The following is a 17,215-nucleotide window of genomic DNA, read 5'->3' on the forward strand; positions in this document are numbered from 1 at the left end:
CCGTGATTGTAACTGTTTTAATACTTTTTGGTTTGTTGTTAACTTTTAAGCGTTGGTTCCCTATGCTTTTAAGTGTATTGGCTTTACCTGTTTTTCCCTTTGTTATTGCTTTTAACATAAAACAGGCAAAACCTGTATTTGCCTATACGCTAATTTTTATCTGGAGCTTAGTGTACCTTATTTTTGGTGTTGCTTGTTTTCTTCTAGCCTAATCCACTGCAATTCCACTACACGCATTGCCCATTCTTTTTCCGTAAGTGTGTAAGGATCTATCTTTAAATAATACCTTAGAGATATGTTTGTTTGACGTAGCCAACTGGTCCATTCAAACATGAGCTTACACCACTCTTTTTCTGAAACGTTATTGGATTTTCGAGTAGTTTTTGGAGTAGGTGTGTCTTGCACCCACTCCAAAGAACTACCCGCTATAGCTTTTCCAGGCCTGCGGAAACAGTTTCTACCGTTTCCATCATTTTTGAAGCTGCAGCAGTAAGCTTTGTTTCGTTTCCTGTTACATCGTCACCTCCTAAAAAACAGGTTTTAAAAAGCGTTGTATTGTAGGTAATAAACTTACCTGCTTGCAATAAGGGTTGAACCGCTTCTATTTCTTTAATTCTAGGAGAACGCACATAACAAGCTTCACCAGTTTCTAATGGAATACGCCAAATACAATCGCCGTACTTCGCTTTCCAATCGTCTATTTGCTCTTGTGTTACTTCTTCAGCCATTATGCTTGATTTTTAAGTTTTAAGAATATAAAAGGCAAGGTTATTTCCATAAACTTGTCACCTTGGTTAAGTTCTTTTGCCGCTTCGGTAAAACGAATACCTATGGCACGATCGGTTTGTATGGCATCACCAGCACTTGGATTACCATAAGCAAACAGCCCATCTAAACTTAAACTTAACACGCTGCCGTTTCCTGCACGTACTAAAGCTTCATAATCACTTTGCAAAAGGGTAATTTCACCTTCAAAAGCGATGTTTCCACTTTGTATAGCGTGCGGATAACGTCCTTTAGCGTATAACGGTTCGCGTTCTATTTTCTCGGTGTATTTCACCGCTCTAATACCGGTAATATCCTGACCGCCTAATATTAAAGTGAGATCTGCCCACTCGTATTGTCTTGAATTAAATGCCATGTTTTATTTATGAATTTAGGTTTACATCGTAGCCCAACACAATTTCAATCCAACGTGCATAGGCTTTAGGTCTCACTTTTAAAACAATTTCAATCTTGTTTGTGCTGGCTACATTAGCATCGAGATTAAAAGCTGCTTGCACTCCTAAATCGTTAGGATTACTACTATCGGTTGATAATTCACCTCTAGCAGTCATTTGTGTAGCAATAGCCGTTTCCATACGTCCAGATACATCTTTAGCATAAATAGGATCTACTTTACCTTCGTTAGTTAAATCGAAATCGTTTAGTATTTCGTTACTAGCAATATCGTGCGCAATTCTAAAGGCTTTGTCTATAGTTCTACGACGTTCGATGTAATGGTAATCGTCATCAGCCTTAGTTGCTAAACGCCCATCGGTTATGTAATACCCAGCTTTACCTACATGGGTTCTAAAGGAGATATACCCTTTATCGTGCAAACTTTCTACGTCGTATGCCTCTACTGCTTTATCTACTATAAATGCCGTTAAGTTTGCTAATGGCCCATTTTTAACCTTACCAGGACTCTCTTGAACTTGGGTACTGGCTAAACGCCCAGCTAATACACTGGTAGTAGCTCCCATAGTAGTCACCGTTCCAGTTCTTTTTTGCGTAGCACCAATAAACACCCCTACACGATCGTTACTTTCGGTAAGTAAATCAGGTAAATCGGTGTGCGTACCGTTAAAAGCATAAGCCTCTAATATGGTATAAAATGGGGCATACTTCGTAGCCGTGTAATTATCGGCTAAAGTTTGCGCTTTTGATTTAGCATCTGCAATGTCGTCATCAAAACCATTACTTACCGTTGGTACATAAGAGCCATCTGGGGAAAATGCCGTAAATAAAGCGGTTAGCTTTCCATTTGCTGCATCTAACAAGCCTTCAACTGGGGTTATTCCCGTCCCTACATCTTGTGTAAACCAATCACTAACCTTATCGGTTTTTGGGAATCCCATCAACCAAAGCTCGGTGCCTTCGCCAGCTTCAGCAAAAAATTCGCTAAGCCACTGGTACAACACATAGTTATCGGTATCATTTACTATTCCAAGGCTGGCCACATCAGTCATACCCTTTAGCACATAAGGAGTGTTTAGCTCAAATTTAGTTGCAACAGCAACTGCCGAGGCTAACAAACCAAAAACGCCATCGGCAGAAGGCACTACAGTGCCAATATTGCCATTGCTAAATTTTATATCTATTCCTGGTAACATATTGTGAGTTTAGATTGTTATTCCTCTTCGTTTACTGATGTATTTAAAACACCATCTACATCTTGAATTGCTCGAATCCTTTGTTCTCCAGCTTCAATTACAGTTTTCGCCGTTTCTCCTTCCAAAGCTGCTTTTACAGCTTCAACCGTATCTAACTTTTTTATATCTCTCACACGAAGTTTCGCCTTCTGCATTGGTGTTAACTCTTCCAGTACCACTTCCACAGATTCTAAAACAGGACGTTTTACTTCTTTAATAGCCTTATCTTTTAAAGATTTAGCATGAAGCTTAGCGTGTTCTGGTTTAAAAAACTTAGTCCCGTCGGCAGTTTCATGATAACTCTTTAAGTGTGGATGTTGCTTAAAAACGGATTTGTCTGTACTCATAATCTATAATTGTTTTAAGGTTTATTTTGGTTTACCGCCAAAAATGCGACGGAAAAAACCCCGCTTTGGTTCAGGTGCTGGGGTGCTGTCCTGTATGTTTTTTTTAATATCGAGCTCGTTATTACTATAAGGCTCTACAACTATATTAATCGGTTCACCTTTACGGTTTTTAACCTTATTAATTTCTGTTTTAACCGTGTTGTTTATAGCGGTAGTTTCTTTTCTTATAGCTTCAACTATAATGTCTTTTTGGTTGTTTAACATGGTTTCGGCTACTTGTATAGACACATAATACCCGATACCTACACCTACTAAAATGCTGATAAGCACTAAGGCTAAATTTTCGGCTGTGTTTTTCCAATTCATAATCCAATATTTTTAGAATTAATTCCTATATGGTTTAACCAACTTGGTACATGGAAGCTAGGACAAGCCTTTGCCGCTATTTGGTTATGTCCAATTACTTTAATTTCGGGATGGCGTAAAACCATGAATTTAACATAGGTTTCAAGGGCTTTTAATTGTGCTTTAGTTCGAGTGTCTTTTGCTGGTAATCCTGCTTTATTTTCGCAACCTCCCGCATATACTACATGACGCGCTTTACTGTTATAGCCTTTTGCGCCGTTGGTTACCTCCCAAGGATCTACTAGATCGTCCTGGTTAAATTCCTGAAGATTTACCAAAGCACCATCTAACTGTATTAAATCGGAATACCCTACACGCGACCAGCCACGGCCAACCAAATGCCATTGCTCAATATCGGCTTTGGTAACTTCGCGTCCTTCTGGAGTTGCTGTACAATGAATAACTAAGTATTTAAGCTTCATCTTCATTATTTACTCTTAGTCTTATTTTAACCCAATCACTAGCGTAGCTAATAATAGTTTGAAACTCGTTAAGTATATCGTTAGAAAACACCCCTGCTAAAGCGCAAGCAACAAACACCACTTCCTCTGGAGCTTGCAAATAATTGTTTAATAGGATACCTACCGATAAGCCCATAAATGACGAAACAACCAAAGTGCTTATAAATTTCTTTAAGCTCATTTTGTTTCTAAATCGGTGTATAATCGCGCCTATTAAACCTCCTAAGGCAAATAGTCCGAATTTTTCTGCTAGTTCAAGTATTAACTCTCTCATGGTTAAAAAGAAAAGGCTACTACTCATGCAGTAGCCTTTTTAGGTTTGATAGAATTGGGGGTTTATCTAATAGCTCCGATTTTCTTGGCTTGGTAAGGCGTTGCGATGAAATAATGACGATAGTTCAACTCGTTAGCCTGTGTTCTTGGGTTGTTTTCTGCTTTTAAGAAATACTGTTTAGTAATTCCCGTTTTCTTAGCAATACCACTTTCAGCAAACATTACAGAAGCTTCGGTGTCGCCTGCAGCTGCCACCGCTCCAAAGGCTTTTTTAGCACCTGTGTTATCGTAAAGGGGATGCGTACCATCCTCGAACTTGTAAATTTTAAAGCCTGCAATTACTGGTGCTGGTTGCCCCATTTTGTAGTCAACCAATAGGTTTCCAAAACGGTCGCGATCTAAAAGTAAATCGTTCCAGTGATCGTTAGACAATACCAATCTGGCACCTTTGTAAGGGAAGGCTCTTCTGGCTTCCACCAAATCGTTATAGGTTAAACGTAAACGCCCAGTTCCGTCGTCCGCTCCTGAAGTCTGAAGCACCGGAGTATCTGCTGTATGTGAAGCAGGTGCAATAGAATGCAATGCTTTATCATACTTATCGCCGTTAATAGAACGTGTATGCGAGTTTGTAACGGTATCAATCTTATCGTAAGATGCTCCCATTGTATCGTCGTCCGATAGGGTCGTTACTTTAGTTTGGTACTTATCTAAAGTAATTTCAATAGTACCATCGTCGTACACCTGTACATCAATTGGGTAAGTGGTATTGTTAATCAATACATCTACATCAAAATCAGTAGTCGGCACATATATTTTTTGCTTTTCGGTAATGGTACCTTCATTAATTGTAATTGGGTTAACACCAATTTCAGCAATACCTTCTAACCAAGGAGCAACGTCACCTTTTTTAAGGTTGTCAATAACTCTACCTAGCCAAATTTCTGGAAAATTTCCTGCCATGTTTTATTGTTTTGGGGTGAATAATTGTTTGTAAGTCTCAGGCTGGTCAGCTTTAAAGGCTAACTGTGCTTCGTGACCTAGCTTCATAAAATCCTCTACGGTTTTCACTTCGCCTGATCCAGCTTCGCCACCTGTAACCTGAGCAGATAAACTTGCCTTTGCAGGAATAGCTTCTAGCGTGCTATCTAGCAAACTTTCGTTAGCAATACCAAGGTTTACAAACTCGTCGATTTTATCGGCGTTAATCTTGCCTGCCTTATGTGCTAATTGCACTTTGTTTTTGATGCCTTCTAAAGCTTTGGCTTCTTCGGCTTGCTTTAGGGCGTTGTACTTTAACTCAGCTGACTTCTTAGCAGCTTCAAGAGTCACGACTTTTTGACTGATTGCCTCAGCTTCATGCTCTAACTCGGTAGCTGCAAAACCTAATGCTAAGGCCGCAGCAGATGTTAATGTGATTTTCATATCTGTATTTAAATTATTTAGGGTTGGGGGAATGACTTCAGCACCTGTTACTGGTTGTACCGCTAAGCATAAGTTTTGTATTTCCTGCTCGCTAAGTGGTGTATCGCTATCATCTACATATAACCTAATCGCATTAGCGTTACTCGGGACGGCTACTATAGACACTTCGTAGAGTTCGCATTTTTCTAACACCAATTCACCTGCTACAAATTTTAAGTCGTCGCGATTAAATCGCACACCCATAGAGCAACTTTTTATAAAGCCGCGTTCTACTTTTCCCGCAATTACAGCCGCGGACTCATCCTCGCTATCAAATACCGGCAATCCTGATAAAATACCCTTATCCGCTTTAAAGTCTTCCCACATACCTATAACCGCTCTTGTGCTATTAATATGAGAATCCAGCATGATCGGGTTTTTAGTAAACCTCGTTAGGTCAATACCGCTTGTAGGGATAAAGAATCCGTAGCTGTTTTTTTGGGCTTCGTCGTTAAAGACAAATCTTGTTTTTGGCATAAATGCGCTTTAATTATTATGACTAATTGCGACTACAAATATTAGCCATACCACAACCCTTTACAAATAGTTGTAAATACGCTTAACACTAGTGTTTACAAGACTTACAACGTTGCAAACCTGCTTTACAGCTTTTTGAAATGAGCTAACAAAAAACCCACTTTTGTACGAAACATTAGTATATGGGATTAAAGAAAACAGAGGCTAAAGAGTATGCTAAAATGCTCTATATAGACACCTCGCAAAAACTCACCATTAAGGAGATTGCCGATCGTGTTAATGTGCGTCCTGGTACCGTGGGCAAATGGATAAAGGATGAGGAATGGGATAAGTTACGTAAGTCCTTAATGGTAACCAGACAAAAATTGATTGCCGACCTATACGACCAATTGGAATGGCTAAACGACGATATTAAAAGTCGTGATATTAAAGTTGCCGAAGCAAAAGAGTCCAATACCATCGCCGTAATCACAACGAGTATTAAACGCTTGGAAACCGAAACCTCTATAGCCGAAGTTTACGAAGTTGCAACCTCCTTCCTTGACTTTGTGAAGCCTATGGACTTCGATTTATACAAAAAGCTTATCCCTGTTTTTGATGCTTTTATTAATGCCAAACTGAAATAATGAGTAAAGCCGAAGACAAAAAGTTTTTAAAGCTATGGCAACAGTATCGCGAGAATACGGCTAAGGCCACTCCCGTAGATCTTAACGAAACCCCTGCGCAAAAAAAGAAGCGTATAACAGAACAGGAAGCCGACCCCGAAAAATGGAAGGCTTATTATTTTCCGCATTATTGCACGTCGGAGTCCGCTAAGTTTCACCGCGACTTTTTTAAACGTGTTTTAAAAAATGCCGAATGGTACGAGGTAATCTCTTGGGCGCGTGAGCTTGCCAAGTCCGTTAGCGTCATGTTGGTTGTTTTGTTCCTGGTCCTTACAGGTAAAAAACGCAATACCTTGTTAGTTTCAAATTCCGAAAGCAACGCCAAACGTTTGCTATTACCGTATAAAAGCGAATTAGAAAGCAACAACCGTATTATAAACGATTACGGCGAACAGGAAAGTTTAGGAAACTGGGAAGCTGGTGAGTTTATCACCAAAAAAGGCGCAAGCTTTAGAGCTCTGGGCGCAGGACAAAGCCCCCGTGGAACCCGAAATGATGCCGCACGTCCAGACGTGATACTTGTAGATGATATTGATACGGATGAAGAGTGTAGGAATCCGCAGCGTATAAAGGATAAAATGGAATGGATTGAAGACGCACTTTACCCAACCCGTTCTACATCTAACCCCTTACTTTGGATTGCTGCAGGTAATATTATTGCTAAATATTGTTGTATTACCGAAATGGCTAAAAAGGCCGATCACCACGACATTGTAAACATTCGCGATAAAAACGGTAAAAGCACATGGCCAGCCAAAAACACAGAAAAACTTATCGATCGTGTATTATCTAAAATCTCGTGGCGTGCCGCGCAAAAGGAGTATTTCAATAACCCGATTAGTTTAGGCGATACGTTCAAGGAAATCACCTACGGCAAATGTCCGCCATTAAAATACTGCGACCAAGTTGAAATTTATGCTGATCCGTCCACCTCTAACAAAGACCGCGGAACCAACAAACAAGCCTCTTATAAATCGGTGGGTATTATTGGGCGTAAAGGCCGTAAATGCTATCTGTATAAAGTTTGGTTAGAACAAACAAGCAACGCCAAGTTTGTAAGTTGGTTATACGAGGCGTATCAATATTGTAAAGATAAAGGCGTCGATACCTTACGTGTTTCCATTGAAAACAACTCACTTCAGGACCCACATTACCAACAAGTATTACTGCCTTTAATTTACCAACAGGCAGCAACTTTTGGTTTTACCCTTCCTGTTACTGAAGACAAACGTAAAAAGCCCGATAAGTTTTTCAGGATTGAAGGAACACTAGAACCCTTAAACCGTTTGGGTAACCTGATTTTCAATATTGCTGAAAAGCTAAACCCGCACATGATCCGTATGGGAGACCAAATGTTGGGCGTAAGCGAAAAAGCTACCGTAATGGATGGTCCCGATATGTTGGAAGGCGGTGTTTGGAAGCTTATAAACAGACAACTTAGAAAATTAACATCCTACGCCTTCGGGCAAAGGGAATCAAGACACTATTAATATGTTTTTAACTGAGCAAGATTTAGAAAGCGGAATTTATGGCTATCAGATAGACCAAATTACCGAAGGCGATAACAATATTGTAAGCATTGCTATGGCTGCAGCCGAAGAAGAAGTACGAAGTTACCTAAGTGGCAATAACCGTATAGAAAACTTTGATGGACGCTTACGTTACGATGTAGATGCCATTTTGAGCGCGCAAGATGCTGCCCGCAACCCCTTAATAGTAAAACATGCCGTAACAATTGCTAAATGGTGGATCGTCGAGCTTTGTAATGCCGATATTATTTACGAACAAGCCAAGGAGCGTTACGACCGAAGTATTACATGGCTCACCGATTTGCGTGACGGCAGCGTAAACCTTAGCACCTTACCTCAATTAAGTCAAACCGATTTAGATGCCGATGAGCGCCAACCCTTTAGTTATGGCTCACGCTTAAAATTTAATCACGAATAGTATGCAAAACGCACGTATAGGAAAAGCAACCCACGCAACTTTGGCAAATGTAAAAACCAACGCCAAAAAACCAACCATTAGCCCAAGCATTGTACCTAAAGCTGTGGCACGTATTCGTCAAGATATTAAAAGTTGGAATAGAGCACTACAAATGACTAAATTGGAAGATAACCCAAAATGGTATTTGTTCCACCAGCTATTAGACGAAATTGGGCTAGATGCTTTATTAACATCACAATACAAAAACCGTCTTTTAAAAGCGGTTAAAGAGCCCATTTTATTAAAGAAAAAAGGGGGTACAGACATAGACCAGGAACAAACCGACTTGCTTAATAATGCAACCTTCACCAATGCCATAAACACGTATATACTAGACAGTAAGTATAAAAAACATTCATTAATAGAATTTTCATTTAATGAGGAGGGCGCATTAAAGGTAAATCTTATACCGCGTACCAATGTAGACCCACGCTTTGGGGCTGTATATCCCGACTATACGGAAGACAAAAAAATACTATATCGAGATACTTCAGAATACGGCACCTGGCTTTTAGAATTTGGGGAAGATGAAACCGAATATGGTCTATTTAACAATGCCGTCCCTCATGTACTATTTAAACGTTTTGCACAAAGTTGTTGGAGCGAGTTGTGTGAGATTTACGGTATTCCGCCACGGTACATGAAAACAAACACCCAAGATCCTACCATGGTAAAACGTGCCGAAAAGATGATGACCGACATGGGTGCTGCTGCTTGGTTTATTATCGATGAAAGTGAAAGTTTCGAGTTTGCCAAAGGTGTATCCACTTCTGGAGATGTTTATAAAAACCTAATAACCCTTTGTAATAACGAGCTTTCATTGCTTATAAGTGGGGCTGTTATTGGACAAGACACCCAAAACGGTAGCCGTAGTAAGGACGAAAGCGCCCAAGACATGCTACAAACGCTTATAGATAGCGACCTGCAATATTTAGAGCAACAATGGAACACAAAAGTAATACCGGCTTTAGTTAAACTTGGCGTGTTAAAAGGTGATTTGGTTTACGAGTACGAGCAAACCGAAGACCTGGAACAACTTTGGAAAATGACATACGAAGCCTCACAAAACTACGAGATAGACACCGAGTGGATTACCGAGAAGTTTGGCATTAAAGTGTTAGGAAAAAAAGAAATACCAAATCAAAACAATTTAAATCTTGGTTTAGATTTTTTCGACTAAGCCCCAAATCATATTTTGGGGCATTGCATACCCGTTTAGATTTTCTGTACGATTGCCAGTGCGATAAATGCAAGCATGAATCAGAAGTTTTAAACCTTGCTGCAAACCCATTTAAAAAACTTTTAAAAGTAGCCGAAAACGCCTATAAGGCCTTGCATAAAAAAGGCAGTTACCACCCAAACGATCTAAACGAGGTGGAAGCGTACCAGGATCTTATTTTTGAAACCAACGGCATTCTATCCAGGGCATTTAAGGATAACGATATTTCTTCAGGTATGCTTAAGAGTCTTGAAAACGACGTGTTTTTATTTTCTGGACTAAAAACACATGCGCAGCTGTTTGAAGCGTCTAGACTTCTACTAACCGAAGATAAAACCGTTAAAAGCTTTGCCGCGTTTAGTAACGATGTATCAAAACTAAAAAGCAATTACAACGAAAATTATCTGGAGGCTGAATACGATTTTGCAGTTGGGAGCGTGCAAATGGCTGAGCGTTGGGATAACTTTAATACAAGTGAGCGTTATTGGTTGCAATATCGTACAGCTGCAGATGATAAGGTAAGGGAATCACACGAAGCATTACATAATACTACTTTACCTAAAGACGATACTTTTTGGGATAAGTTTTTCCCTCCTAATGGTTGGCGCTGTCGCTGTACCACCGTAGAAGTTTTGGCTGCTACTAATACCAGAGACGATAGCAAAGAAGCTCTAAAGCGCGGAGAAAAAGCTACGACCCAAATAGGCAAAAACGGTAAAAACAAACTGGAGATATTTAGGTTTAACGCTGGAAAACAAAAAGTGGTATTTCCCCCAGATCATCCTTACAACAAAGTTGCGGGTGCGAAAAAGGCAAAAGCCTCTACCGAAAAACTAAATATAAAAGAGCTTAAAACAACCGCAGACGTCAACAATCATTTTGCTGATTTTGCAAAGAAACACCCTAGTTATTTTGCTAAAGGCTTTAAGCATGTAAAAACAACCTCTAAAAGAGGTGTTAACGGGTACACCTATATGCAAGGCGATGTGTATTTAACCAAGCCAATAATGGATAAGGTTAAAGCGGGAATTAACCACATTAAAAAAGGTTTAAAAACCACACTAGAGCAAGAAACGGCTTTGTCTACCATGCACCACGAAATACTACACAATAGTAACAAAGTTGGTAATGTGAGAATGACAAAACTACAAGTAAGATACATGGAACTGGCTAACGAGTTTATTAGTAGAAAACGCCTCCCGGACTTCATGAAAAATCTTGGTGGAAAGCTCGAAAACAAATCCTTAATGAATAATCGTAGTAATACAGGGTACAATACCATGGTTAGAAACTACGATACATTAATTGACTTTGTAAAAGGTGATAAAACTAAAATTATTAATGCTGTAGAAAAGCACTTAATTAATGAGAATTACCAAATACAAGCCGAAGGATTAATAAATGCTATTGCGGAACACAGCACATATAAGCTAAATAAAAATAATATAAGATCTCTTATCTCTTATGGATTACGAAGCTCGGAAGATCACTATAAAACCTACTTAAATGCTAATAAAGAATTACTCAAAACCAAAAGAAGATAACTCAGTTTTATATGCGTTTTGGATGGCACTTTTAAGCTTTGTGTTTTCGGTAAGATCTGCGAAGTCTAAAAGATCTTTAATGCGGGTTTCGATACTGGCCATCTGGAGGTATTCGTCTTTAGAAAACTCAATACCAAATTCCTCACGAATGATTTTAACATCATCGGTAAGGTCGAAAATAGTAGTAGTTCTTAAATCGCTTTGTAATACGTCCATAAGCACAAATATACAAAATATAAAATATGTTTAAGGATTTTCTAAATAACATCACTAAAGACGTAGAAGTTGACTTATCGCAAGCCTTCGACCGTAATTTTGAACGTAAGGGGTTCTTTGATAGAAAGTGGCCACAAACCAAGCTTAAAAACTCCCGTGGCTCTATGATGTTGCGCTCAGGTCGTGGACGTAGAAGTATAAAAAGTAAATCTACAAACGGACAAATACACTGGAGTAGTAATTTACCATACATGGGGTTACATAATGACGGCGGTGAGATAATTGTTACCGAAAAAATGAAACGCTTTTTTTGGGCGATGCATTACAAAGCTGCAGGCGGTGTTCTTTACAATGTTAAAAGCAAAGGCGCAGCCAATACCCAACGCAACCGAAAATTACAAGGAGAAGCCGCACAATGGAAAGCCTTAGCCTTGCAAAAAGTAGGTGCAAAAATGACGGTAGAACAACGCCAGTTTATTGGTTGGCATCCTCAAGTAGATTTGCATATACGCAAAATAGTCGATCTAAACCTTAAAGAGATGGAACAACATATTAAAAGCAATTTAAAACCATGATAGAGCCAATTATTAAAAGCATTCAGGATAGAATAGCAAGTTTAAACACGATAAAATATGTTGATGAAGATTGGGGGCAATTGGATTACTACAGTCCAAATTTCCCTGTGCAATGGCCTTGTGTATTGATAGACATTAGCAATGCCCAGTTTGATAATGTTGGCATAGACAAAACAGCTACACCCATTAACAGGCAAACCGCTTTAACACAGGTAAGCTTAACCATTGCCAACCTAAAACTAACCAATAGTAGCGGACGCGCTCCACAATTACAAAAAGACACCGCCTTTAATATTTGGGAGTTACAAGAAGACATACACAAAATATTACAAGGCTGGCGACCTACCAGCAACACCGGAACCCTAACCCGCACAGGATTTACAAGAGTAAAACGCGACGATGGTGTCCAGGAATATACAGTGGTTTATAGTTTAGGAATGACAAACGTTTAATATCATTCAAGGCGAAGTGAAGAATCTCTAAAACATACTAATTTGGCTATCTTCAAAAGCCTGAATATCTTTAAGCTGTTTAACAACAGGCGTGCCCAGGATCTCGTAAAGCGTGGTTCTAGAAATAGCAAATTTAGGGTATATGTACTTGCGCCAAATTACCGTAGTAGGAATATCGGGGTTTTTAACCTCGTTGTAATAATCTAACACTTTTTGGTAACGTAGCAGTTTGTTTTTTTGGATGCCGAGCTTTTGGGACTGACGGTGTGCCATAATACAAACATAGCCAATTTTTTAACATGGGGCAATAAAACCCACACACCACAAACTAACTTTTTTCTCGCTCAGGTTTACTTTTTGGATTTTATGGAGTATTATTTTATTACTAGTGAATTAATACTAGTAATAAAATTTTTTAATATGAATAAAAATATTTTGAGCGAAGGCTCGAGAATTAAAGTAAATCATTTATGCAACCAACCTCAAGGTTACATCATTGAATTTGTAAAAGAAGACGTTTGGAACACGATGTATGACAAACATGGAAAAGAAGTGCACAGGTATTTATCCAAGATTAAAGGGCAAGCTTTAGTGAGACTAGACAGCGACTGCACTGATAATTCTCACATCTTTTCGACTATCAGATTGGAATTAATAAATGATTAAAACTAGAATAAAAAAAACCACCCTGCTTTAGGGTGGTTTAAATAGTTATTCTAATGGTTTTAAAAAGTGTTGGGCTTGCTCCAAGGTAGGTTCTAGCTGTTCCAGAAAACTTAAAGCATACCATACTGGCGAAGTGTCTTGCCCGGTGTCCTGGTCGTAGTTTTTAGCGAGGTCTAAAATAGCAGCCCTTAACTCGTGGTATTGCTCTTGTGGCGTGCCTGCGTTGTTATTAAATTCTATACACAACTTACCGTTATTATTTACATAAACCATTGTGCCCTCCTTCCTGCTCTTTAACTGTTAATGTTACTGCTTGAGCTTCTTTTAACAAAGCTTTAAAATCGGCCATTAAACGCTCACGATCTTCTTTAGCACGTATAAGGGTTATTTCTTTGTATAACTGAAACAAATCGCCTTCGCTAACTAAAAATCGCTTGCGTATGCCGCTTGGCTTATATTGCTTTAACGCATCGGTGTGTATTGCTTTTTCGAAACTCATAGCCCTAATTTTTTGGTTAAACTTAAACGTATATCGGCATCATCAATTTTCGCCACATCTACCATAATGTCTAATAATCTCGTTGTTGTAAGACGATTATGGTTACGTTTAGGGGGCAAGGGCGGATAACCTTTTTGTTGTTGCGAAATTGCTGTACTTCCTTTCAACAACAATTCTTTAATATGCTTATTTGTCCAAATAGCAAATTTAGGGTGCAACCAACGCGAAAACTCTAAGGCAACATCCTCATGCATCCATGTACCTCGATTATTACCTCCATTTACTACTTGAACTAAGTTTCCATCTTCTTGAAACAAACCACTAGGCACATCTGCCTTCTGACTCTCTTCCAAAGCTTTAAGAAATTCATCAGTAGATTGTAATCGTAACCAATCTTTAGGAGTTTTACCAAATAGCTTAGCCATTTGAGTAGCATTAACCAAAACAGAACCTTTTTGGTCTTTAAAATCAATATTCTTGCCTTCGTAATTAAATTGTACAGGCGTGAAGTTTTGCTCAGTTTGAGACGGAGCTGGTCTGTTTTTTTTGTTGACAGTCATAAAACAAAAATTTAGATGAATAAAAATGCCCAGAGGTGACTGTCAACAAATTTTGCGATGCAAAAGAAGTCCGCACACTCTCACGATATGTGCCCTCTGGGTGTTTTTTAAGTGCTTTCTGTTTGAAATGCATCTATGTAAATTTGTTAACAGTCGATGCAAACATACAAAAATATTTTAATAGATATATATATCTTCTATTATCCAACTAGACACTTCACTCGCATCTCCTTTTATCCATTTTACTTTTACAACTGCATTCTTCTTTATAGAACCCCCAAAACCATTAGTTGCATTAATAGTTTCTTGATACTGAAACGTATTATAACCAAGGTTAGAAATAACCTCATTGTGGTGAAATTTTAAATCTGTTGGATTCTTTACCTTTTGGATGATTGCAGATCTAGCTGCGTTTTTCGCATTTGCCTCGTTAGGTTCTGAACTTGTACAACTAAAGAACGCCAACAAACCAAAAATTAAAAGTAGTTTTCTCATAATGTTTTTTTTAATTAAAAAGTTAACAATTGCTTGCTAAAATAGTTTTTTAATAATTATTAGTTTAGAACTAATTTCTCGATTAATGCTAAGTCTGGATCATATATGGTTCTTCTTATTTTATAACATACAAATTGACTAGAACATCTTTTCCCATGATATATAGTACCTACTACTATATCTGCGGATTCAGTAAAATATCTTGCCTCTAACACTCTCATGTAATCTTCATTAACCACATTAAATGTAAAGCCTAAATCTTTCAAATTCTGGCGTGTTATCTTGGGTTTAGTATCTGATTCCGACACAGATTTACTGACTCTTTTTAAACATTCTTTAAATCGAACAAAGGGCTTTACTTCCGTATTAAACCACCTGCGTATCACATAGCCTCTTATTATACTAATTGCAGTAAAAAACAGCGTTATTAACAGATTTTTACTGGGCGTGGTTGCTATACCCAAAACAGGGAAAATTACAAAGGTTGCCGCTAAGGAGATGCCAAAACCAACAGCGGTGTTGGTAATGGCTTCTATTAAGGATTGGGTTTTAGTTTGAGTCATTGTTTTTATAATTAGTAATACATTAAAACGGCAATTACAGCCACTAAGGTTACGGTTATGGCTACTCCTAATATTATTCCAGAGTTAAAGCCATCTTTAAATCCTATGCGATATAAATTCATACTGGCTAGTTATTACTGGTTAGGGTTAGTTGCTCTAAATCGGCATCGTGCACGTGTTGCAAACTTTCGGCTACTGGTAATGGGTGAGGCACACCGCTTTGCAATGCTGCGTTATAGGCTTGTTTAAAGTTTGCTTTTCGTTGTTCAGATAACATATAGTTACCAAATTGTACGGTTTGTTTTTGTGACATGTTTTGTTGCATGGTATTGAGGTTTTAAATTGGTTATTGGTTATTGGTTGTTGGTTGTTGGTTGTTGGTTGTTGGTTTTTGGTTTTTGGTTGATGGTTGTTGGTTGTTGGTTATTGGTTGTTGGGTAGGTAATCTTTTTTTACGTGGCGAATTATAAAATGGCAAAAATCTACACCGGCTAACAGCCAGTCGTTTTTGTCAAGTTCTATCCACCTTGCTTTTACTGGAGTACATCGCGGATTTTCATTGTTTAAAAACACGATGTTGGCGATAACATTTGTTTTAAACTCCGACAAGTCTTTGTTGTTTATTATTAGTATTCTGTCTATTCCTTGTATGTATTCCTGGATAGAGCGTTGCAGGCTGTTTTTTGTCATTAGATTACTGCTTATACGTGCGGTGTATTTCATGATATTAGTTTTAAAGATTATATTTTAAATTATTAGCTATTGGACTTATTTGGTTTACACATACTGCCACATCTTTTACATATAAGCATGGAATTTATGCGGTTTTTAAAGGGATGTTCTTTTTTATAAGTACCTGCATTACAGCAGGCACTTTTTTTCGTACTTCTAGTCATGGCTTATAATACTTTCGGGTTTTTACTCGACCTTTAGCAATCTCCATATTAGTGCGGTCTATATGGCGAATTGTGTTTTTTACACGATCGTCGAAATTGGCTCCAAAACTGGCGTTTTTCTGTGTTTCGCTATGGCTTATGCTTTGGTGAATTACGGCACTTTCACGGCGACGGCAATAGTCTTTAATTTGCCTTAAAATGCGTGCTGGAGTAAGATTAATAATGTCGGCTTCTTTAAGCTCGTAGCATATTGCTAATACATCTTCAAGCTTTAATTGGCGGTATTCATAATTTGCTAAAAGCTCTTCGGCTATAACATTTGCTTGGGTATCGGGTAGTACTTTACTAAAATACATACTGGTTCCAATAAACATATTAATAACACAGCGTTTCACTAGGGTTTCGCCGTTTTCCTGCTTACTTAGCAACCCCATGGATTTGCTAGTAGCTTTTATGGCTACTGCCAAATTCATACCTGAATAATGCCTAACAACCGCCGTGTTGCTATAGTTGGACACTGCCGTTAGTTCCAGTAGCGAAGGTGTTATTTTGTTGCTTAATTTCATGGAGAATAATGTTTAATTTGGAGTTTATATACTTTAAATCGGTATTTTGCTTATGGAACTCTTTTAAGGTGTTCCACTTGCTTAACACGACTTGCCAAAGAGCTAAGGCTTCGGTTTCGTTACCACCAATTTGAGTGAGATAGGTTATAATACTTTTAAGGCTTTTACCATCCATTCCTGTAAACTTTGGAGGCAACCCTGTAAAACGTTCAAAAAAGCTATACCATTCGCTTAAAAACTTAGCATATAGGCTTTTTTCTGCTACAACCTTAGTGTATAGCACTTTGTTTTTAAAAAGGGTTTCAAAGGCTTTTAAATTGCTTTCGGTGTGCGGTATAATGCGCCCAATTTGTTTTAATGTGGCGCTATTAAACCGACCTCGTAGGTGTTCTAGCTTTTTAAACTTATTATCCCTGTAGGTTAGTTTAAAATGCGTATCGGTATCTATAATTTCTATGGTATAGTGTTGGGTCAT

At 38.4% G+C, this 17,215-nt stretch carries 28 protein-coding genes; 7 read left to right on the forward strand and 21 right to left on the reverse strand.

The genetic code is table 11. The features are described from left to right. Positions 1–177 precede the first annotated feature (177 nt). Genes C1A40_RS02910 through C1A40_RS02955 form a run of 10 tightly spaced genes read right to left on the reverse strand, consistent with a single transcriptional unit; the run spans position 178 to position 5,838 of the window. Positions 178–414, reverse strand: coding sequence for a hypothetical protein (locus C1A40_RS02910; RefSeq protein ID WP_206748207.1), 237 nt, complete (start codon positions 412–414; stop codon positions 178–180). An 11-nt stretch (positions 415–425) separates the two neighbouring features. Then, positions 426–728: a hypothetical protein gene (locus C1A40_RS02915; RefSeq protein ID WP_102994594.1), complete on the reverse strand. Its 303-nt coding sequence runs from the start codon at positions 726–728 to the stop codon at positions 426–428. Beyond that, positions 728–1,141: a hypothetical protein gene (locus C1A40_RS02920; RefSeq protein WP_102994595.1), complete on the reverse strand. Its 414-nt coding sequence runs from the start codon at positions 1,139–1,141 to the stop codon at positions 728–730. Before C1A40_RS02920 ends, C1A40_RS02915 begins: the two co-directional genes overlap by 1 nt. Before the next feature lie 7 nt (positions 1,142–1,148). After that, positions 1,149–2,375 carry a DUF2586 domain-containing protein gene (locus tag C1A40_RS02925; protein ID WP_102994596.1) on the reverse strand — a complete coding sequence of 409 codons (1,227 nt, stop codon included), beginning with the start codon at positions 2,373–2,375 and terminating at the stop codon, positions 1,149–1,151. A 17-nt stretch (positions 2,376–2,392) separates the two neighbouring features. Then, positions 2,393–2,761 carry a hypothetical protein gene (locus C1A40_RS02930; RefSeq protein WP_102994597.1) on the reverse strand — a complete coding sequence of 123 codons (369 nt, stop codon included), beginning with the start codon at positions 2,759–2,761 and terminating at the stop codon, positions 2,393–2,395. Positions 2,762–2,782: 21 nt separating this feature from the next. After that, positions 2,783–3,127, reverse strand: a complete 345-nt coding sequence (locus C1A40_RS02935; protein ID WP_102994598.1) for a hypothetical protein — start codon at positions 3,125–3,127, stop codon at positions 2,783–2,785. After that, positions 3,124–3,588 (reverse strand): N-acetylmuramoyl-L-alanine amidase, encoded by a 465-nt coding sequence (locus C1A40_RS02940; RefSeq protein ID WP_199287736.1) that lies wholly within the window; start codon positions 3,586–3,588, stop codon positions 3,124–3,126. The genes C1A40_RS02935 and C1A40_RS02940 overlap by 4 nt, the downstream gene beginning before the upstream one ends. Continuing rightward, complete coding sequence (locus C1A40_RS02945; RefSeq protein WP_102994600.1) at positions 3,578–3,928, reverse strand: phage holin family protein; 351 nt, start codon at positions 3,926–3,928, stop codon at positions 3,578–3,580. Before C1A40_RS02945 ends, C1A40_RS02940 begins: the two co-directional genes overlap by 11 nt. A 35-nt stretch (positions 3,929–3,963) precedes the next feature. After that, positions 3,964–4,860 carry a hypothetical protein gene (locus C1A40_RS02950; protein WP_102994601.1) on the reverse strand — a complete coding sequence of 299 codons (897 nt, stop codon included), beginning with the start codon at positions 4,858–4,860 and terminating at the stop codon, positions 3,964–3,966. A 3-nt stretch (positions 4,861–4,863) separates the two neighbouring features. Further along, a complete protein-coding gene (locus C1A40_RS02955; protein WP_102994602.1) occupies positions 4,864–5,838 on the reverse strand; it encodes an HK97 family phage prohead protease in 975 nt (324 codons plus the stop codon). A 182-nt stretch (positions 5,839–6,020) separates the two neighbouring features. Between C1A40_RS02955 and C1A40_RS02960 the strand changes: the two genes are divergently transcribed. Genes C1A40_RS02960 through C1A40_RS02980 form a run of 5 tightly spaced genes read left to right on the forward strand, consistent with a single transcriptional unit; the run spans position 6,021 to position 11,252 of the window. Beyond that, positions 6,021–6,464 (forward strand): phage terminase small subunit-related protein, encoded by a 444-nt coding sequence (locus C1A40_RS02960; protein ID WP_102994603.1) that lies wholly within the window; start codon positions 6,021–6,023, stop codon positions 6,462–6,464. Beyond that, positions 6,464–7,993, forward strand: a complete 1,530-nt coding sequence (locus C1A40_RS02965) for a P-loop NTPase family protein (protein WP_102994604.1) — start codon at positions 6,464–6,466, stop codon at positions 7,991–7,993. Before C1A40_RS02960 ends, C1A40_RS02965 begins: the two co-directional genes overlap by 1 nt. A 1-nt stretch (position 7,994) precedes the next feature. Further along, positions 7,995–8,450 carry a phage protein Gp36 family protein gene (locus tag C1A40_RS02970; protein ID WP_102994605.1) on the forward strand — a complete coding sequence of 152 codons (456 nt, stop codon included), beginning with the start codon at positions 7,995–7,997 and terminating at the stop codon, positions 8,448–8,450. 1 nt (position 8,451) lies between these two features. Next, positions 8,452–9,669, forward strand: a complete 1,218-nt coding sequence (locus C1A40_RS02975) for a phage portal protein family protein (RefSeq protein ID WP_102994606.1) — start codon at positions 8,452–8,454, stop codon at positions 9,667–9,669. Positions 9,670–9,692: 23 nt separating this feature from the next. Continuing rightward, positions 9,693–11,252 carry a phage head morphogenesis protein gene (locus C1A40_RS02980; protein ID WP_102994607.1) on the forward strand — a complete coding sequence of 520 codons (1,560 nt, stop codon included), beginning with the start codon at positions 9,693–9,695 and terminating at the stop codon, positions 11,250–11,252. On the opposite strand, the gene C1A40_RS02985 is transcribed toward C1A40_RS02980, so the two are convergent. Then, the gene (locus C1A40_RS02985; protein WP_102994608.1) at positions 11,229–11,468 is read right to left on the reverse strand and encodes a hypothetical protein; all 240 of its coding nucleotides are present in this window, start codon (positions 11,466–11,468) and stop codon (positions 11,229–11,231) included. The genes C1A40_RS02980 and C1A40_RS02985 overlap by 24 nt on opposite strands. 26 nt (positions 11,469–11,494) lie before the next feature. On the opposite strand from C1A40_RS02985, the gene C1A40_RS02990 reads away from it, so the two are divergent. Both C1A40_RS02990 and C1A40_RS02995 read left to right on the forward strand, forming a co-directional pair. Continuing rightward, positions 11,495–12,043, forward strand: coding sequence for a hypothetical protein (locus C1A40_RS02990; RefSeq protein WP_102994609.1), 549 nt, complete (start codon positions 11,495–11,497; stop codon positions 12,041–12,043). Next, positions 12,040–12,495, forward strand: a complete 456-nt coding sequence (locus C1A40_RS02995) for a hypothetical protein (protein WP_102994610.1) — start codon at positions 12,040–12,042, stop codon at positions 12,493–12,495. Before C1A40_RS02990 ends, C1A40_RS02995 begins: the two co-directional genes overlap by 4 nt. A gap of 27 nt (positions 12,496–12,522) precedes the next feature. Here C1A40_RS02995 and C1A40_RS03000 read toward each other — a convergent pair whose 3' ends face one another. From C1A40_RS03000 to C1A40_RS03045, 10 genes are all read right to left on the reverse strand, one after another. Then, positions 12,523–12,768: a hypothetical protein gene (locus C1A40_RS03000; RefSeq protein WP_102994611.1), complete on the reverse strand. Its 246-nt coding sequence runs from the start codon at positions 12,766–12,768 to the stop codon at positions 12,523–12,525. Between the two features lie 438 nt (positions 12,769–13,206). Next, positions 13,207–13,407 carry a hypothetical protein gene (locus tag C1A40_RS03010; RefSeq protein ID WP_158651254.1) on the reverse strand — a complete coding sequence of 67 codons (201 nt, stop codon included), beginning with the start codon at positions 13,405–13,407 and terminating at the stop codon, positions 13,207–13,209. A gap of 10 nt (positions 13,408–13,417) precedes the next feature. Then, positions 13,418–13,660, reverse strand: coding sequence for a hypothetical protein (locus C1A40_RS03015; protein ID WP_102994614.1), 243 nt, complete (start codon positions 13,658–13,660; stop codon positions 13,418–13,420). Further along, complete coding sequence (locus C1A40_RS03020) at positions 13,657–14,220, reverse strand: KilA-N domain-containing protein (RefSeq protein WP_102994615.1); 564 nt, start codon at positions 14,218–14,220, stop codon at positions 13,657–13,659. Before C1A40_RS03020 ends, C1A40_RS03015 begins: the two co-directional genes overlap by 4 nt. Positions 14,221–14,397: 177 nt before the next feature. After that, on the reverse strand, positions 14,398–14,715 hold the full coding sequence (locus C1A40_RS03025; protein ID WP_102994616.1) for a hypothetical protein: 318 nt from the start codon (positions 14,713–14,715) through the stop codon (positions 14,398–14,400). A gap of 59 nt (positions 14,716–14,774) precedes the next feature. Further along, on the reverse strand, positions 14,775–15,278 hold the full coding sequence (locus C1A40_RS18270; RefSeq protein ID WP_199287737.1) for a DUF7220 family protein: 504 nt from the start codon (positions 15,276–15,278) through the stop codon (positions 14,775–14,777). A 127-nt stretch (positions 15,279–15,405) separates the two neighbouring features. Next, on the reverse strand, positions 15,406–15,603 hold the full coding sequence (locus C1A40_RS03035) for a hypothetical protein (protein ID WP_102994617.1): 198 nt from the start codon (positions 15,601–15,603) through the stop codon (positions 15,406–15,408). 98 nt (positions 15,604–15,701) lie between these two features. Beyond that, positions 15,702–16,001, reverse strand: coding sequence for a hypothetical protein (locus C1A40_RS18080; protein WP_158651255.1), 300 nt, complete (start codon positions 15,999–16,001; stop codon positions 15,702–15,704). 169 nt (positions 16,002–16,170) lie between these two features. Then, positions 16,171–16,740 carry a hypothetical protein gene (locus tag C1A40_RS03040; protein ID WP_158651256.1) on the reverse strand — a complete coding sequence of 190 codons (570 nt, stop codon included), beginning with the start codon at positions 16,738–16,740 and terminating at the stop codon, positions 16,171–16,173. After that, the gene (locus tag C1A40_RS03045; RefSeq protein WP_158651257.1) at positions 16,679–17,215 is read right to left on the reverse strand and encodes a hypothetical protein; all 537 of its coding nucleotides are present in this window, start codon (positions 17,213–17,215) and stop codon (positions 16,679–16,681) included. The genes C1A40_RS03040 and C1A40_RS03045 overlap by 62 nt, the downstream gene beginning before the upstream one ends.

It is taken from the genome of Tamlana carrageenivorans (assembly GCF_002893765.1).
Classification (GTDB): Bacteria; Bacteroidota; Bacteroidia; order Flavobacteriales; family Flavobacteriaceae; genus Pseudotamlana; species Pseudotamlana carrageenivorans.

Coding starts and splice junctions, on each gene's coding strand:
- C1A40_RS02915 (WP_102994594.1), bottom strand. CDS start 728: ATGGCTGAAGAAGTAACACAAGAGCAAATAGACGATTGGAAAGCGAAG.
- C1A40_RS02920 (WP_102994595.1), bottom strand. CDS start 1,141: ATGGCATTTAATTCAAGACAATACGAGTGGGCAGATCTCACTTTAATA.
- C1A40_RS02925 (WP_102994596.1), bottom strand. CDS start 2,375: ATGTTACCAGGAATAGATATAAAATTTAGCAATGGCAATATTGGCACT.
- C1A40_RS02930 (WP_102994597.1), bottom strand. CDS start 2,761: ATGAGTACAGACAAATCCGTTTTTAAGCAACATCCACACTTAAAGAGT.
- C1A40_RS02935 (WP_102994598.1), bottom strand. CDS start 3,127: ATGAATTGGAAAAACACAGCCGAAAATTTAGCCTTAGTGCTTATCAGC.
- C1A40_RS02940 (WP_199287736.1), bottom strand. CDS start 3,588: ATGAAGCTTAAATACTTAGTTATTCATTGTACAGCAACTCCAGAAGGA.
- C1A40_RS02945 (WP_102994600.1), bottom strand. CDS start 3,928: ATGAGTAGTAGCCTTTTCTTTTTAACCATGAGAGAGTTAATACTTGAA.
- C1A40_RS02950 (WP_102994601.1), bottom strand. CDS start 4,860: ATGGCAGGAAATTTTCCAGAAATTTGGCTAGGTAGAGTTATTGACAAC.
- C1A40_RS02955 (WP_102994602.1), bottom strand. CDS start 5,838: ATGCCAAAAACAAGATTTGTCTTTAACGACGAAGCCCAAAAAAACAGC.
- C1A40_RS02960 (WP_102994603.1), top strand. CDS start 6,021: ATGGGATTAAAGAAAACAGAGGCTAAAGAGTATGCTAAAATGCTCTAT.
- C1A40_RS02965 (WP_102994604.1), top strand. CDS start 6,464: ATGAGTAAAGCCGAAGACAAAAAGTTTTTAAAGCTATGGCAACAGTAT.
- C1A40_RS02970 (WP_102994605.1), top strand. CDS start 7,995: ATGTTTTTAACTGAGCAAGATTTAGAAAGCGGAATTTATGGCTATCAG.
- C1A40_RS02975 (WP_102994606.1), top strand. CDS start 8,452: ATGCAAAACGCACGTATAGGAAAAGCAACCCACGCAACTTTGGCAAAT.
- C1A40_RS02985 (WP_102994608.1), bottom strand. CDS start 11,468: ATGGACGTATTACAAAGCGATTTAAGAACTACTACTATTTTCGACCTT.
- C1A40_RS02990 (WP_102994609.1), top strand. CDS start 11,495: ATGTTTAAGGATTTTCTAAATAACATCACTAAAGACGTAGAAGTTGAC.
- C1A40_RS02995 (WP_102994610.1), top strand. CDS start 12,040: ATGATAGAGCCAATTATTAAAAGCATTCAGGATAGAATAGCAAGTTTA.
- C1A40_RS03000 (WP_102994611.1), bottom strand. CDS start 12,768: ATGGCACACCGTCAGTCCCAAAAGCTCGGCATCCAAAAAAACAAACTG.
- C1A40_RS03015 (WP_102994614.1), bottom strand. CDS start 13,660: ATGAGTTTCGAAAAAGCAATACACACCGATGCGTTAAAGCAATATAAG.
- C1A40_RS03020 (WP_102994615.1), bottom strand. CDS start 14,220: ATGACTGTCAACAAAAAAAACAGACCAGCTCCGTCTCAAACTGAGCAA.
- C1A40_RS03025 (WP_102994616.1), bottom strand. CDS start 14,715: ATGAGAAAACTACTTTTAATTTTTGGTTTGTTGGCGTTCTTTAGTTGT.
- C1A40_RS18270 (WP_199287737.1), bottom strand. CDS start 15,278: ATGACTCAAACTAAAACCCAATCCTTAATAGAAGCCATTACCAACACC.
- C1A40_RS03035 (WP_102994617.1), bottom strand. CDS start 15,603: ATGCAACAAAACATGTCACAAAAACAAACCGTACAATTTGGTAACTAT.
- C1A40_RS18080 (WP_158651255.1), bottom strand. CDS start 16,001: ATGAAATACACCGCACGTATAAGCAGTAATCTAATGACAAAAAACAGC.
- C1A40_RS03040 (WP_158651256.1), bottom strand. CDS start 16,740: ATGAAATTAAGCAACAAAATAACACCTTCGCTACTGGAACTAACGGCA.
- C1A40_RS03045 (WP_158651257.1), bottom strand. CDS start 17,215: ATGACCCAACACTATACCATAGAAATTATAGATACCGATACGCATTTT.